The sequence below is a fragment of the Methylobacterium iners genome (assembly GCF_022179305.1).
Taxonomy (GTDB): Bacteria; Pseudomonadota; Alphaproteobacteria; order Rhizobiales; family Beijerinckiaceae; genus Methylobacterium; species Methylobacterium iners.
The window spans coordinates 1-13,453 of record NZ_BPQP01000087.1; the positions used below are offsets into that span (position 1 = coordinate 1).

The following is a 13,453-nucleotide window of genomic DNA, read 5'->3' on the forward strand; positions in this document are numbered from 1 at the left end:
CTTTGAACCATCTGGCATTCCAAAATGCAAGAGGCTTCATTTGGAATGGATTTCCGTCCGTCCTGGAACGTTCCACTGGGGCAAGCACTATTGGAACGTAGGCGCCGCGACTGCGGCTGATAAAGCCGCTCGTCCGTTATGGAGCTTTCTGCAGCTGAACTGGCGACCCAGTCTCGCCCGGCTTACCTTCGACGATCACGAGGTAGCGCCGCGCCGCCTCTGGCGCGCCTTGCGTCACTTGCCGGATCGGGCCGATCGCGTTGACGACCGCCGCACCAGCGGGGTTTGTCATGAAGGCTGCGAGCGGCTCGATGGCACCGGAGCCTTTCGGATCGGTCGACAGCGCCAGCACGAACGGCTTCTTCGGAGGCAGTCCCGTCACGGCAGCCTGAAGCGTCTGGAGCACGCCCTGGTCGAACAGCGTGACTTGCGTCACTGGTTTGCCATCAGCCCCGCTAAGCGTGAGCGTACTCGACTTGCCCGCTGCTCCTAGCGGCTGAAGGTTCTGCATACCGTCGCCATCCGGCACCGCGTTCGGGACGTAGACGACACCCTGCGGCCCCTGTCCGATGGGAATGGTGGCAATCACTGTGTTCGAGGCGGTGTCAATCACGGCCGCCTGATCGGCGTTCTCGAGGCCCACATAGATGCGCGAGCCGTCGCCCGAGGGCCAGAGACCGTGAGGCAGCGCGCCGGTCGGGATCGTGGCCACGGGTGAGAAGTCGTCGGTGCGGAACACCTTCACCTGGTTGAGCCCGCCGATGGTAACGTAGGCGAACTGGCCGGACTTGGTACGCGCGAAGTTGACGTGGTTGGTAAGCGGCCCGGTCTCGATGGTCTTGATCACCGCGAAGGGCGGTTTGGCGTCAAAAACCATCGTGCGGCCGACATCCTTCAGGGTTAGCCAGACCTGGGCGCCGTCCGGCGTCGCGGCAATGTCGGGGCAGAACGGGCTCTCCTGCTTGACCCGACCAGCGATCGTGCGGGACTTCACGTCAATGACGACGGTCTCAGGGCTGAAACTCGAGCAGACGTAACCGTAACGCCCGTCGGGCGAGAAGATCGTCATGCCAGGACCGTTCGGCACTGTGATCCGCGCCGTCTCCTTGCCCGTAGCTGCGTCGAGGACGGCGATGTAATCCTCGCCGCGGATGCTGACCCAAACCTCTCGGCCGTCAGGTGTGAAGAAGGCCTCGTGGGGCGAGCGGCCGACATAGGTCGTCTGCCGCACCGCGTTGGTTGCCGTGTCGATGAAGCTGACCGAATTCGAGCCGATTGAGATAGCGAGCAAGGTCTTGGCATCGGGCGAGACGCCCATGCCGTGGACCAGCAGCTGTCCGCGGTAGAGTGGACTGAGGTTCGCTGGCGTGATGTCGCCGAGGCGGATAACGCCGAGCAGCTTGTTGTCGGCTGGGTTCACGACCGAGACGGTGTTGGAGAACTGGTCCGAGCTGTAGAACCGGTCGCGGGCGCTAATTGGGATATCTGGCGATGCGGCTGGTCCTGGGGCTTGGCCGGCAAGGGCCGACCCAGACAGGAGCGTGGCGAGGGCGACGAGTGGGAGGTTGGTCTTCATCGCGTAGGTCCTTGTTCGGGTGTCGGCGCGGCGTCGTGGTGATGGGGGTGAGGGACGGGTGCCAACGGCACGGTGCCGGCGGCCGGGGCTCGATCCGCCAGCGCGCGGCGCATGACCTCGATCTCCTGGCCCTGCTCGACGATGATCCCTTGTGCGAGGCGTCGCAGTACGGGATCGCGTCCGTGGATGAGCTGCGCCTTCGCCATGTCGATCGCACCCTGGTGGTGAGGGATCATCATCGCGGCGAAGTCGCGGTCCGGATCGCCCGAGGGCGGGACCGCCATGTCGGCGTGCATGCGCTCCATGGACCGCGCCATCAGCGCGTCAAAGCCACCATCGGCCGGCTCGGGCGGGTGCGCGGTGTGACGGTGCGCCGGTTCCGCTTGGCTGAGTGCCGCCCCGTATCCAAGGGCCATGCCGCCAAGCGTCATTCCAGCCACGATCAAGGGCACTGCCAGACGGGGCATAAGGTTTCCTCGTTTCCTGTGATGCTGCCTACGACGACGCGGACGACCCGTTTCCAAGCGGAACGCAGTTCTGAGGAACCGAGGGTCGCTATTGCGGGGCGAACGGGTTCTGGAACCCGCCCGTGCGCGACGGCGCCTTGGGCGGGTGGGCGGTGGCGAGATAGTCGAGGATCAGCGCGCGCTCGGGCCCCTGGATGTCGGGCATGTTCTGGCGCTCGGTCATCCAGGTCAGGGTCTCGTCCCAGCGCTCCCGGCTCATGCCCTGGTTCGAGACGAGCCGGTAGGCGTGGCAGGCCGTGCAGAGCCCGAAGGTCTCCTCGCGGCCCGGATGCGCCGGCAAATCCTCGACCGTCTGGTCGCGGACCGTGCCGGCCGGCTCCTGAGCCCGAACCACGAGCGGCGGAGCGAGCGCCAGCGCCGCGACAATCGCCCAGGTGAACCGCGTCATCGCTGCGTGCCTCATCCGACAAGCACCGCGACGCGGTGGAGAGCGTTGCCGCCGTAGCCCTGCGGGTTCCAGTTGCCCGCCACGTGCGGCTGGGCCTTGCCCGCGCTGTCGGTCGCCCGCACCCAGAGCTCGTAATAGCCGTCCGAGGGCAGCGGCACGCTCGCGCTCCAGCGGCTCCAGTCGTAGCGGTTGCGGGTCGGTGCAAGCTGGGTCGCGATCCAGGTCGCGCCAAAATCGATCGAGACGTCGACGCGGGCGACCGTAAGGTCTCCGGCCCAGGCGGCGCCGCGCATGGCGACCTCGCGGCTTCCGGCCGGGAGCCGGGCACCATTAGCCGGGGCAGTCACGATCGAGCGGACGGGCATCGACTCAAGGATCCGAAAATCCCGCTCGTCGGCCTTGCCGCCCGGCACCATCGGCTTGTTCGGCACCCGGTAGGCCGTGCCGGTCATGCCCTGGCCATCGTGCTCGCGGTCGCGGATCGTGATGCGGGTGAGCCACTTGTGCGAGAGGGAGGCGGGCCAGCCCGGCACGACGAGGCGAACCGGCCCGCCGTGGATGTTGGAGAGCGGCTCGCCGTTCATGGCGAAGACCACGAGGCCATGCTCCTCCATCGCCTTGGCGATCGGCATGCCGCGGGAGAGCGAGTCCTTGGTGGCGTCGCCCGAGAGGTGCGGGTCGGCGCCGTAATGGGCGGTGTATTTCGCCGTCTCCTTCAGGCCCGCGGCGTTCAGCACCTGGCTCAGCGGCACGCCGGTCCACTCGGCGCAGCCCGCGCCGCCATTGGTCCAGGGGTTGCCGCGCGCCTGGGGCTGGAAGAGGGAGCGGCCGTTGCCGCCGCATTCCAGCACCATGCGGTAGGTCTTGGGCGTGAAGCGGCTCTTCAGCTCGCCGAGCGTGAGATCGAGCCGCTGGTTCACCTCGCCGTCGACGCTGAAGCGCCAGCCCTCGGCGGCGGCCGCCGCCTCCGGGATCTGGCCGTTGGTGCGAATGAAGAACTTCGCCGTCGGCGTCGTCTCGTCGTCGAGCAGGTGCTCGGGCGTCTCGGCGACCAGCGGGCGGTCGCCCAGCACCACGAGGCCCTTGTCCTTGCCCGGAAAGTCGAGGGGCTGCGGGCCCTTTGCGGCCGGGGCGGGGGCGGCGCCTTGCGCCTGCGCGGCGGGAACGAGGCCCGCGGGCATGCTGCCGGCAAACGGGATGGCGGCGCCGACCGTGGCGCCCATCGCGGCGAGCCCCGCCCCGTTCAGGAAGCCGCGGCGGCTCGCGCCGGTGCGGCGGCCGTGCACGATCCCGTCGGCCCGCTCGGGATCGTCCCGGTACAGTTCCTCGAGCGAGCGTTCGATACGGCCTTGCGTGCTCATGGCTGGCGTTCCTCTCCGACAGGACTCCGGCGTGATCGGCCCGGCGGCCGTCGTGCTCTGGTGGCGTCGAACGTTCAGACAGGTCGGGACCGCCGTTTTATTCCCTGCCGCGCGAAACAAAGGTTCAGCCGAGACAAGGACGGCCCATCAGCGGGCCTGATGCGTCAGCGACCATCATCGATACGGAGCCGCGACTGCCGGCCTCAGCAAGCGCTACCGTCGCGGCGAACCGCTCTGGGTCCAGCTGCTCGCTGGTGAGCCGGTAGGCGAAGGCCCGGACCGTCCATCGCGCGACCTGGGACGTTGCCGGTACGGCGTCCTCCGGCGCGCCGCGCTCAGCGATCGTGAGCCGGACGCGGCAGCCGCGTTCGCCGATGTAGAACGCATCGGCCCGGGTCGGCCGAGTGTCGGAGGCGAGGCTTACACGCTCCAGTCTGAGGTTAGCGGCATCCAGGTTCGGGATCTGCAGCTCCGCCGTGTGTAGACCCGATTGGGTCTGTGCGATCGACTGAAGTCGGGAGCCGCCGTCCTTCGGAGCCTCGCGGGTTGAGAGCGCAAGCACGAGAGACGCGCCGAGTACCGCGACCAGAGCGAGCACCACAAACGTTCGAGCTTCGCGTCCCGACCGGTGGGTAGACGGGAGGTCGTTAGTACGCAGTGTCGCCGTCGTTCGGGCCTTGAGGGCGGCTAAGGTCGCGAAGGCGCGTGCCGCTTCATTGTCCTCTGCGATCCAGGCCGCGACCGCGGCGAGGCGCTCGGGCGCAAGTTCCCCGTCAACGAGGGCGCTGAGTTCCTCTCGATCCCGCTCGCTGCCTTTCTCGTCGCTCTCGATCATCGGGCAGCCTCGTCTTGCTCGATGGTACGCAGCAAGGCGGTCCGCGCTCGGGCGACGCGACTCATCACGGTCCCCGTCGGAACGCCTAGCCGACGGCCTGCCTCGGAGTAGCTGAGTTCCTCAACGTCGACGAGCAGAAGGACGCGGCGATGGTCAGGGGAGATCCGCATCAAGGCCTGACGCACCGATAAGTCTGTCACGAGACGGTGGTCAATGAGCCAGGGATCAACCTCCTCCACCTCGACCGGTACAAGCGTCGCAGCGCGGCGCCGATGCGCGTCGACTGCAGCGTTGCGAGCGATCCTGTACAGCCACACCCGGTAAGCCTGGCTATTCGTCGGGACGTGCCTTGCCGTCAACGCCCGCACCGCTGCGTCCTGAGCCACGTCGCCGGCCTCGTCCGCATCGCGCATGAAGCGGCGCACGAAGGAGCGAAGTGCAGGCATAAGCGCTGGCAGAAGGTCGTGCGCACCAACGGCGATCGAACCAGCCGTGGCACCTTGAGCAGGGGCGGAAGGCTCGTTCGTGTCCCGCCTGTTCGCCATTGCGTCCCGATAATCCCTTCAGGCGAGCAGCCTAACAAACCGCAGGTGTATAAGGAACACTCCCTGCACGATGTGGCTCAGTCGGAGGGAGAACTGCCTACGCATTCTTGGTTTTCCCGACCGAATGATTTTGGAAACCTAAAATACCGACATGCTCCACACTTTCGGCTATCATGGCGGAAGCAAGAAATAGGCTGGCGACGACCCGATCTATGACAGGCTCAGCCAGCTATTCGGGAGTGAACTAATGCGCATCCTTCCTGTGGCTCTGCTGGCATGGAGCGTTGCGGCGGCACCAGCCTCTGCCGAGCAGGACCTGCTGTTGGGGGCCAACATGAACACGCCCGCGATGACCCAGGCCGAAATGAGCCGCGGCGACATCGAGGCCCTGATCGCCCAGGCCGCTGGCGAGCCCATCGACCTGACCGACAAGGCTCTATCAGGTCTCGACCTCTCTGGTTTGAACCTCAAGGGTGCGAACCTGCGCACGGCCCGCTTGAACAAGACGAACCTACGTGGGGCCGACTTGACCGGCGCGAACCTCGAGCAGGCCTGGTTCATCAAGGCGGACCTCAGCGGCGCCAAGCTCGTCGGTGCGAAGATGTTCGGCATCACCGCCCGCGACGCGAACCTCAGCGGGGCAGACCTGAGCTGGTCGATGCCAATCGGCGACTTCAGGGGCGCCAACATGAGCGGGGCCTCCCTGGTCGACTTGAAGGGCGGAGCCGACCTCAAGAACCAGTCCATGGGCCTGATGCGTGCCGTGTTCGTCTCAGTGAACCTCAAGGGGGCCAATCTCAAGGGGGCGAACCTCAGCCGCTCGCGCTTGGAATACGCTGACCTCACCGACGCCGACCTCACCGATGTGGTGTTGATGGGCTCGGACCTGTCGGGTGCGAACCTGACGGGCGCGACCGTGGCCGGTGCTGACTTCAAGAACGTCGAGGTCGGCGGCGCTCGGCTTCAGTCCCTCAAGGGCCAGGACAGCGCTAAGGGCTGGTCCGCCCTAGTCAACGCCGACCGCGCCATCACTGACAAGACCAATTGATCTAGTTCCAGCACTCTCACGGTGCATGCCCTGGGTGAAAACTGGTCTTTAAGAACTATCAGTGGTGTGGCCGAACCAGCCAAAATCCCACTCGTCCGGTTCCAGAACGCTCAATCGGCGAAGGACAGTTTCTGGTGCAACGTGTTGCACGGCTGAGCCCGGAGAGCCGTTCAGTTCTGGTGTGCTGGTACAGACTCATCCGCTAACCAATCGGCACTCCAGCCGAGCCGCTGCAGGGCCTCCGCCTCTCTCCCTTGATCCCTTGCTACCCCAGATAGCAACACGTTGAGCATGTCGTGAATGGGGTCCATTGGCTGTGGTGGCTCGGCCCAACCCGGCTTCTGCCTCAGTGCCCCTATGGGCACGACAGCATGGAACTGGAGCATCGCGCGTAGCTCGCGAAGGGCCCTGATGGCGAGGGTTTGATCATCTGCCTCAACGGCCGCAGCGTACGCGTGAGACAGCCCGTCCATGACAAGCCGGGCGTAGTCCTGGATCGAACGATCAGTGTTGGTGTTCGCTCGCGCGAAGAGCCGGTCCAGCGTGGCTGCCGTGTCAGTAGATGAGGCAGGAGCCGAACTGGCTGCAGGTATCATCGGTGGGATGTGAAGCGTCACTTCCCGGCCGAGATGCCCCGTCCTGTGGCGTTGCAGAGCCGAGCGCGAGGGCAACCCGAACTGCGTCAGCACAGCATCGAGGGAGGCTCCCGACGAGAGCGCCGCGTCAATGTCACTTCGACCGGGATGGGCGCAGAGCGAACATCGGCGCGGCATGGGAGCCTCCTGTATCGATATGTCTCGTTTCGGTTCGTTTCGACACGATGCGGGGCGTCAACTGAGCCGGCTGAGGCGGCGAAGGAGGTGGATCAGGCGCTCCTCATCCTCGGTCATGGAGAACCCCCCGTTGTCGTCCTCCTCATTGAGGAAGGCCTCGACCTTTGACCGCGTGACCCGGTGTAGCTCGTCGGCAAGGGAGCTAAGCGAGCACACGAGGGCGTACTCCGGCAGCTTATGTTGTGCTGCGATGGCTTCCACTGGCACGCCATCGACAATCAGCAGATGCGCCAAGGCGAGAGAGAGCCTGGCTTCTCCGGGACCCATCATAGCCCCAGGAGGAGCATTGGTAATTTCGCGAAACCATTCCCCGTTCATGATACGTTCTCCTAATAAGCTGCGAGTGAGATTTGTGTGATGGTGGGTGAGTATCTCAGGACCTCTACGAGGGCGGCTGGGATCTCGTTGGGGAGGTACTCTCGTGGTGGGAGAAGCAGATGCAGCTGCCGTCCATCGCGATCCGGGTGAGGCTCGGTGAGATCGCGGGTGCTCCGTGCCTGGAGACGGAGGAGGTCCGCTCGGAGGCATGAAGAGATCTGCTCGTGATGCTCCTCAATGAGATCCTCGATGCCGGCCCACAACCCGACGCCCGACCAGAAGCTTGAGAGGGCACGGGCGTGCTCGGCCTTCTGAGCTGTCCGGGGATGCGTAAGGGCGAGAGTATGCGCCTCGTGCGCCCGAGAGAGGAGCCGGGCACAAGCTGCCATTTCTAGGAGTGGCCGCTCGTGAAAAGCTCGTTCGACGAGTTCAAAGGACCGGCAGTTCATGGCCGGCGGTTCCAGGCGTCACCAGGGATCAGGCCGTCGATGCCGAAGGGATTGTCCGAACGGACACGTAGGACCGAAGCACAGAGCAGCTCGGAACGGATAGCGTCGACCCGCTCAAAGGTGAGCCCGGTCTTCGCGGCGATTTCAAATCCATCCATCCGGACAGGTGTTCCGGTGCGTTCGTAGCTCTCAACGACGATTGTGAGAACCTTCGTAGCGTCAGCCGTCATCTTGCGCGTCTTCGCGAAAGCCTCGACGCGCTCGGCTGCAGTAGCTGGTGCTGCCTCAGCTTTCTGCACCTTGGGCAAACCACCCGAAAAAAGGTTCAGGTGGGGCCCACGTGTACCTGGTTTGCTACCCGCATCTCTTGTCTGGAGAGCAACAAGGGCAATGTCTGTCGTACTCATGAGACTGCTCCTATCAATCCGTGCAACTTGTTGCACGTCACGGCGCAAGCATGATGTGCTTACGCATCGCTTGATAGGATTTGGTATGCTGCTTGTTTTATGTGCGCAAGATAGAAAATGCTTAGGAGCACTCACTGCGACATCTTGATATACGCTCACGATCCTTCGTCAACAATCTGGAGCCAGTGGCTCAGATACCATTTATTACTGATCACATTCTTCAGGAGTTGACCTGCAGGTCATCGACTTGCCCGTAAATTCTACAATCACCCGGGCCAGCGCCGGGACGGCCGATGAAGCGAGGCTGCTCAAGTGGGACGAGACGGCTTATGCGAAGGTCGCCCGCTGCTTCCGGCTTACCATTCCTCGCCCATCCGCCACCTGTCCGCGTTCGTCATACCGATCAACCTCATGCTGCCAAGGCATGGCTCAGATCGGATCGGCTTCCGCCATCCGCGTAGATTCTCATTAGCCACTTCCCTGCAGGCGATCCTGCCGTTCCGGCAGCTTCTTTTTGGGTTCCGCTGGCCTGTTTCCCCGGAGTTCTAGCCTTTCAGTATTCGTGCGGGTCACGGATTTGACCCCTCCCCCCCACGGGGCCGCCCGGCGCGCCAGTCGCATCCAGGCGGTCCACTCCTTCGAGACGATCCGCACGACGTTCGACAGGTTGCGCCAAGCTGTCTGCGTCCGCTCCTCAACTGTGAGCAGCCCGAGCGTTCGGGCTTGTCGCAGCGCGTTCTTCACGGTGCTCCGGCTGACACCGGCCAGTGCTGCGATGTGGTCGAGGCACAGTCGGCAGTCGCCACGCTTCACCACCTCGGATGAGACCACAGCCAGCACGGCCGCTTCTGCGAGGGTGAACCGAGCGGCAAGGGCCGGCGGGAGCCGACCAGAGGCCGCCCAGCGGCGGCGGCGCTCCATCGAAGCATCTGTGCGCGGACGCGAGCCCACGGCCTTCCTAAAGGCTCTTACGGGTATAGGAACAGCTTTGCGTGCTTCAATCAGGTTGGACAGCGTCGCGGCTTCGGCCTCGCTCACCTGGCCATCCCCAAAGGCGCGCCACAGCAGGGCCGCGACTTCCGGCAGCTTCACGCGCGGCGCAGCCTCGACGGCACGCCGTATCTCGTCAGCAAACATAGCTCCGCCCTTCGGGTCGTGAGACCCGCTGCGAGGGGCGCAGCACCACCGGCATAGCTCCGCTGCAGTCGAAAACTCGCGTTTTCGACTTGACGAGAGGCCTGGTTTTCAGGGAGGATCATCGCCGCCAAGCAGATGATTTCCCCGGCCTCCGGCCGGCATGTGACCCGCCCTCGTGGCGGGTTTCGTGTTTCTAGGCCCTAGGCCTCTCCTTGGTGACTCGGGCGCACGCGCCCGCGCCGGCAGATTGGCCGAAACCAAAAGCATCGGCAAGCTGAAATGGTCAACGACCGATAAATTCTCTTTGCCTGCAAGCACTTGCTGCTGCCTACATGTTCAGGCGTGCAACGTGTTGCACGAGCAGCCTCATTAGGGCTGAGTCCGTCCTGTTCCCTCTTCTGATCTTCAAGCCGGTTTGCTCACGGGCAGCCCTGGATCTTGGCTGCCGGATTAACGGGCTCTTAACTATGAACCGCCCATGCTCCGGGTTCGACCCTGGTGCAGTCCCTGGTGCAGTCCCTGGCATAGTCCCGGTGCACGACCCCGGTGCACGACCCCGGTCACAACCCGGAGCACGTCCCGGCATGGATGCCGTCACCTGGCTCACCTACGATGAACTCGCTGAGCGCCTCGGTATTGAGCGCGAAAGCGCTCGGCAGCACGTTAAGCGGAAACGCTGGGGACGGCGTCCAGGCAACGACGGCAAGGTACGGATCGGCGTTCCTGACGAGGTGCTTAGCCCCGGGTCTGAAGGCGATACTGTAGCTGGTACACAGCCGGTACAGCCCCCGGTTCAAGACCCGGTACCTGCCCCGGTGCAGCCTCCGGCACATGACCCGGGCGTGACGGAGGTACTGACCCGCCACATCGAGCGGCTTGAGTCGGCCCTGGAAGCCGCGATGAAGCGGGCCGAAGATCGCGACGCCCTGCTTGCGGATCGCGACGCGCTGGCATCCGAACGTGACGTGCTCACGGTTCAGGTGGATGCGCTCAGGGCGGCCCTGACGGCGGCCGAGACGGATCGGGACCGCTGGCACCAGACCGCGAGCCGCGTCCCTGAGCCGGTGCCGCATCGCCCATGGTGGCGACGGCTCGCAGGTTAATATGTGCAGACGGCTATTCCTGGCCCCTACGGCCTAATTCATCGCTTGGCAGCCTCTTCCGCCAGCAGCGTTCGCCTCTCTCCCAAACCACAGCATCACCCGTGAGAGTCTTAAATTCTTTCAAGACGGTTTTGGAGATGGCCAAGTTTCCACTTTGATTGTAGTAGAAGTATGGCTCTCCAAACTTACTTGCAATCTTGGAAACAACTTCATCCTGGTAAAGATACCCAGATTTGTTGAGCATATCGATCATCATCTCAGCTATTTCCAGATCATTTTTTGACATCTTTATTTTTTTCTTCCTCGTAAGGTTTCAGAGCATCAGGCTTAAAATTAGCCTTGTTTGACTTTGCTCCAGTGAACCAAGCACATTCGACAGCGTCACTGTACACGGCATTAACTGTCATCTGTGGACCGCCGCTCTTGAGTTGGACTTGATCTCCTGTTATGAATTTTTGGCTCATCTTCTCTCCCTTCGCTTTACTTGAAAATCGGCAATCAACGGACGCACCTAGCCAGACTGACTGTAGTTCGATCTGGTACAGCATCGCGCGATTACAACGCCCTGTCCAAGATCGTTAAGCGGCCCGCTACAAGATGTGGTCGACCTGGATAGCCACCTGACTTCTACACCGAACAGTACTGCTCCTTTCGGCCTTAAGTCTTGAGGGATCTGGTGTAGCGCCGTAGCGGATCGAGGCATGCTGTCCCGACCGTGCGATCTAGTTCTTAGTCTTCTCGGAACCAGCGACGCTGCTGCAAACCGCATATCCCTTCGCCTGAATTTGGCTGGCCACATCGTCAGGAGTGCCGCCGATCACGTCGGCAGGCACGTCGCACTTGAAGAGCTTGAGGCCGTTCACATCGTGGTGTTGCAGGTCTGGATCGTGGGGGAAGATCATGTCCGAGACGCTCGTGCCGGCCGGCACGACCAAGAACTTCGTGCTGCTGCGCTTGCCGGAGTAGTAGATATCGACGTTCACGCTGGTGCCCTCCCTCAGGCGCGCTACGCGCCCGCTTCATGATCCGGTCGACGTGTACCGCCGTCCAATTCCACGCCGAACGGCATCGGCCTTGCCAGCGTTCAACCCGGTAGGCCTCGGCGCAATGCCATGGCGGATCGAGGAACGCTGCCATGCAGGAGAAGGGTCGACGCCTTCAGCCTGGGCGCCAACACCCCTACCTCCTCAATTTCCTACGGTTCTGACGGCCCTTGCGCGGGTCCTAGGAAGGACGCTTCCCCCGGTTGAAGATGAGCCGCAGGGCCGGCTTGCCGATGCCCTGACCTACCAGACGGCCCCGCAAGCCTCTTGGTTTATAGGACCAGGTACGCAATCCCAGTTCTGAGATTTGGATGTGGCATTGCCCGCCGGGGGACCGCGGCGCGACTTCCGAGCTGCTCCAGCCCCTAGGGGCGAGAGTCACGAGCTTTCCAAAGCCGTTCTAGCGTTTTGAAAAAAAATCAAATCGCAACATCTTAATCAAGAAAGCTGTTACAAGTCAGATGCTTAGCCTTGATCTGTTTTCAACATTTTTGTAATACGCCTGTTGACGGCACTCAAATTTTGAGGAAAGGATCCTCACGTCGCTACTACCACGCGGCCCCCAACAGACACCGGCGAGAATGTCAAGGGCAACCTGACGCCAAGCTGTGGTCAGCGGGAAAAAAGAGGGCCCACCGAAGTGAGCCCCCAAGTCACAGTCTTACCTTTCTGACCGCTTTTCCCGCGCTAACGGGCAAGCGGCTTCGACGACCTTCCCGCGCTAACGGGTAGGCAGTCCACGGCAATGCGCACCAACCGTGTGCGTAGAGCCGTTCCGAGTGCGGACGTAGGTCCTGACCGAAACCGGCCTGGAACCGCCGCAGTGGGGAAAGATGGGCATGGCCCGTCTCCTCATATACGACCAACGAGAGGTCCAAGCCTCTCCTCTCCTCCGGCGCCATCGTACCGCCGAAGCTCTACCGCCGTTCCCAGCATATTGGCGGGAGGGCCGTATCGAGAGCGTGGTCGTACACCACGAAATCATGCATGCCGGATGCGCCTGCGGCTGTCCAGCCCTGGTTCAGTAGAAAGCCGCATATTTGAGCTATAAGGGCTGGAAAACCGTAGGACGACGTTGACCTAGTCATTCCATGTCAACAGCCCTCACAGACCGCCTGAGGCGATCACAGGCCACTTTCAGTGGACGTGGACGCTCCTTCCACCTGTGAGCCGTGCCTTCTCGGGGGCTGTACGGTCGTCATCAGGCTGCTTCGGGGCTGAGCACCCGATGGACCGATCCGACGCCGATCCCTAGCTGCTTGGCGATCTTCGCCATGCTTAGGCCTTCCCCCGCCAACGCCTTGATCTCCGCGGCCTTCGCCCGCGCCGTAGGCTTGCGGCCCCTGTAGGCACCCTCAACCTTAGCTTTGGCGATGCCCTCGCGCTGGCGCTCCAGCATCATCTCACGCTCGAATTGCGCAACGCCGGCGAGCACGTTGACCATCAGCTTGCCGGTCGGCGTCCCCGTGTCCACGCCAAGGTTCACGATCCGCAGCGCCACGCCCTTGGCCTCCAGCTCGGCGATGATCTTGCCCATATGGACGACCGATCGGGCCAGCCGGTCGAGCTTCGTCACGACGAGCGTGTCGCCCTCCCGGCAGAACTCCACGGCCGCCTCCAGGCCCTTTCGAGTGGCGACAGAGGATACCTGCTCTCGGAACAGCTTCTCGCATCCGAGTGCGGTCAGGTCGCGAACCTGAGCTTCCAGGCCGGCCTCCTGCTCCAGGGTTGAGGTGCGAGCGTACCCAACGAGCATGGCGTCCTCCGGGCCGGTTCATTCCAAAAGCGTCTTAGACTTTGAACCATCTGGCATTCCAAAATGCAAGAGGCTTCATTTGGAATGGATTTCCGTCCGTCCTGGAACGTTCCACTGGGGCAAGCCC

The 13,453-nt window shown here is 63.2% G+C and carries 15 protein-coding genes; 2 read left to right on the top strand and 13 right to left on the bottom strand.

All coding sequences use genetic code 11. The annotated features are described in order from the left end of the window. Positions 1-136 precede the first annotated feature (136 nt). From MFF55_RS22610 to MFF55_RS22635, 6 genes are all read right to left on the bottom strand, one after another. Positions 137-1,576: a YncE family protein gene (locus tag MFF55_RS22610; protein WP_238246372.1), complete on the bottom strand. Its 1,440-nt coding sequence runs from the start codon at positions 1,574-1,576 to the stop codon at positions 137-139. Then, positions 1,573-2,043 carry a CopM family metallochaperone gene (gene copM, locus MFF55_RS22615; RefSeq protein WP_238246373.1) on the bottom strand — a complete coding sequence of 157 codons (471 nt, stop codon included), beginning with the start codon at positions 2,041-2,043 and terminating at the stop codon, positions 1,573-1,575. The genes MFF55_RS22610 and copM overlap by 4 nt, the downstream gene beginning before the upstream one ends. Positions 2,044-2,131: 88 nt before the next feature. Continuing rightward, positions 2,132-2,491, bottom strand: a complete 360-nt coding sequence (locus tag MFF55_RS22620; RefSeq protein ID WP_238208460.1) for a hypothetical protein — start codon at positions 2,489-2,491, stop codon at positions 2,132-2,134. An 11-nt stretch (positions 2,492-2,502) separates the two neighbouring features. Then, the gene (locus MFF55_RS22625) at positions 2,503-3,852 is read right to left on the bottom strand and encodes a sulfite oxidase (protein ID WP_238246374.1); all 1,350 of its coding nucleotides are present in this window, start codon (positions 3,850-3,852) and stop codon (positions 2,503-2,505) included. Between the two features lie 124 nt (positions 3,853-3,976). Further along, positions 3,977-4,687: a hypothetical protein gene (locus MFF55_RS22630; protein ID WP_238246375.1), complete on the bottom strand. Its 711-nt coding sequence runs from the start codon at positions 4,685-4,687 to the stop codon at positions 3,977-3,979. After that, positions 4,684-5,232 (bottom strand): RNA polymerase sigma factor, encoded by a 549-nt coding sequence (locus tag MFF55_RS22635; RefSeq protein ID WP_283206785.1) that lies wholly within the window; start codon positions 5,230-5,232, stop codon positions 4,684-4,686. Before MFF55_RS22635 ends, MFF55_RS22630 begins: the two co-directional genes overlap by 4 nt. A gap of 247 nt (positions 5,233-5,479) precedes the next feature. Here MFF55_RS22635 and MFF55_RS22640 point away from each other — a divergent pair, with 247 nt between their 5' ends. Then, on the top strand, positions 5,480-6,280 hold the full coding sequence (locus MFF55_RS22640; RefSeq protein WP_238246377.1) for a pentapeptide repeat-containing protein: 801 nt from the start codon (positions 5,480-5,482) through the stop codon (positions 6,278-6,280). A gap of 830 nt (positions 6,281-7,110) precedes the next feature. Here MFF55_RS22640 and MFF55_RS22645 read toward each other — a convergent pair. From MFF55_RS22645 to MFF55_RS22655, 3 genes are all read right to left on the bottom strand, one after another. Then, a complete protein-coding gene (locus tag MFF55_RS22645; protein WP_238246378.1) occupies positions 7,111-7,431 on the bottom strand; it encodes a hypothetical protein in 321 nt (106 codons plus the stop codon). Between the two features lie 445 nt (positions 7,432-7,876). Further along, positions 7,877-8,287, bottom strand: a complete 411-nt coding sequence (locus tag MFF55_RS22650) for a hypothetical protein (protein ID WP_238246379.1) — start codon at positions 8,285-8,287, stop codon at positions 7,877-7,879. Between the two features lie 468 nt (positions 8,288-8,755). Next, positions 8,756-9,424 (bottom strand): helix-turn-helix domain-containing protein, encoded by a 669-nt coding sequence (locus MFF55_RS22655; protein WP_238208440.1) that lies wholly within the window; start codon positions 9,422-9,424, stop codon positions 8,756-8,758. A 584-nt stretch (positions 9,425-10,008) separates the two neighbouring features. Here MFF55_RS22655 and MFF55_RS22660 point away from each other — a divergent pair. Continuing rightward, the gene (locus tag MFF55_RS22660; RefSeq protein WP_238246380.1) at positions 10,009-10,527 is read left to right on the top strand and encodes a hypothetical protein; all 519 of its coding nucleotides are present in this window, start codon (positions 10,009-10,011) and stop codon (positions 10,525-10,527) included. Positions 10,528-10,540: 13 nt separating this feature from the next. Here the strand turns inward: MFF55_RS22660 and MFF55_RS22665 are convergent, their stop codons facing one another. The 4 genes from MFF55_RS22665 to MFF55_RS22680 all read right to left on the bottom strand — a co-directional run bounded on the left by MFF55_RS22665 (position 10,541) and on the right by MFF55_RS22680 (position 13,326). Further along, entirely contained in the window at positions 10,541-10,813 is a 273-nt protein-coding gene (locus tag MFF55_RS22665; protein WP_238246381.1) for a DUF6953 family protein, read from the bottom strand. Further along, the gene (locus MFF55_RS22670; RefSeq protein WP_238246382.1) at positions 10,800-10,991 is read right to left on the bottom strand and encodes a YodC family protein; all 192 of its coding nucleotides are present in this window, start codon (positions 10,989-10,991) and stop codon (positions 10,800-10,802) included. Before MFF55_RS22670 ends, MFF55_RS22665 begins: the two co-directional genes overlap by 14 nt. Positions 10,992-11,249: 258 nt before the next feature. Further along, positions 11,250-11,510 (bottom strand): hypothetical protein, encoded by a 261-nt coding sequence (locus tag MFF55_RS22675; protein ID WP_238246383.1) that lies wholly within the window; start codon positions 11,508-11,510, stop codon positions 11,250-11,252. A 1,261-nt stretch (positions 11,511-12,771) separates the two neighbouring features. Continuing rightward, entirely contained in the window at positions 12,772-13,326 is a 555-nt protein-coding gene (locus MFF55_RS22680; RefSeq protein ID WP_238246384.1) for a recombinase family protein, read from the bottom strand. Between the last annotated feature and the right edge of the window lie 127 nt (positions 13,327-13,453).

Excerpts from the sequence above, each read along its gene's own strand:
- MFF55_RS22610 (WP_238246372.1), bottom strand. The coding sequence starts at position 1,576 with ATGAAGACCAACCTCCCACTCGTCGCCCTCGCCACGCTCCTGTCTGGG.
- copM (WP_238246373.1), bottom strand. The coding sequence starts at position 2,043 with ATGCCCCGTCTGGCAGTGCCCTTGATCGTGGCTGGAATGACGCTTGGC.
- MFF55_RS22620 (WP_238208460.1), bottom strand. The coding sequence starts at position 2,491 with ATGACGCGGTTCACCTGGGCGATTGTCGCGGCGCTGGCGCTCGCTCCG.
- MFF55_RS22625 (WP_238246374.1), bottom strand. The coding sequence starts at position 3,852 with ATGAGCACGCAAGGCCGTATCGAACGCTCGCTCGAGGAACTGTACCGG.
- MFF55_RS22630 (WP_238246375.1), bottom strand. The coding sequence starts at position 4,687 with ATGATCGAGAGCGACGAGAAAGGCAGCGAGCGGGATCGAGAGGAACTC.
- MFF55_RS22635 (WP_283206785.1), bottom strand. The coding sequence starts at position 5,232 with ATGGCGAACAGGCGGGACACGAACGAGCCTTCCGCCCCTGCTCAAGGT.
- MFF55_RS22640 (WP_238246377.1), top strand. The coding sequence starts at position 5,480 with ATGCGCATCCTTCCTGTGGCTCTGCTGGCATGGAGCGTTGCGGCGGCA.
- MFF55_RS22645 (WP_238246378.1), bottom strand. The coding sequence starts at position 7,431 with ATGAACGGGGAATGGTTTCGCGAAATTACCAATGCTCCTCCTGGGGCT.
- MFF55_RS22650 (WP_238246379.1), bottom strand. The coding sequence starts at position 8,287 with ATGAGTACGACAGACATTGCCCTTGTTGCTCTCCAGACAAGAGATGCG.
- MFF55_RS22655 (WP_238208440.1), bottom strand. The coding sequence starts at position 9,424 with ATGTTTGCTGACGAGATACGGCGTGCCGTCGAGGCTGCGCCGCGCGTG.
- MFF55_RS22660 (WP_238246380.1), top strand. The coding sequence starts at position 10,009 with ATGGATGCCGTCACCTGGCTCACCTACGATGAACTCGCTGAGCGCCTC.
- MFF55_RS22665 (WP_238246381.1), bottom strand. The coding sequence starts at position 10,813 with ATGTCAAAAAATGATCTGGAAATAGCTGAGATGATGATCGATATGCTC.
- MFF55_RS22670 (WP_238246382.1), bottom strand. The coding sequence starts at position 10,991 with ATGAGCCAAAAATTCATAACAGGAGATCAAGTCCAACTCAAGAGCGGC.
- MFF55_RS22680 (WP_238246384.1), bottom strand. The coding sequence starts at position 13,326 with ATGCTCGTTGGGTACGCTCGCACCTCAACCCTGGAGCAGGAGGCCGGC.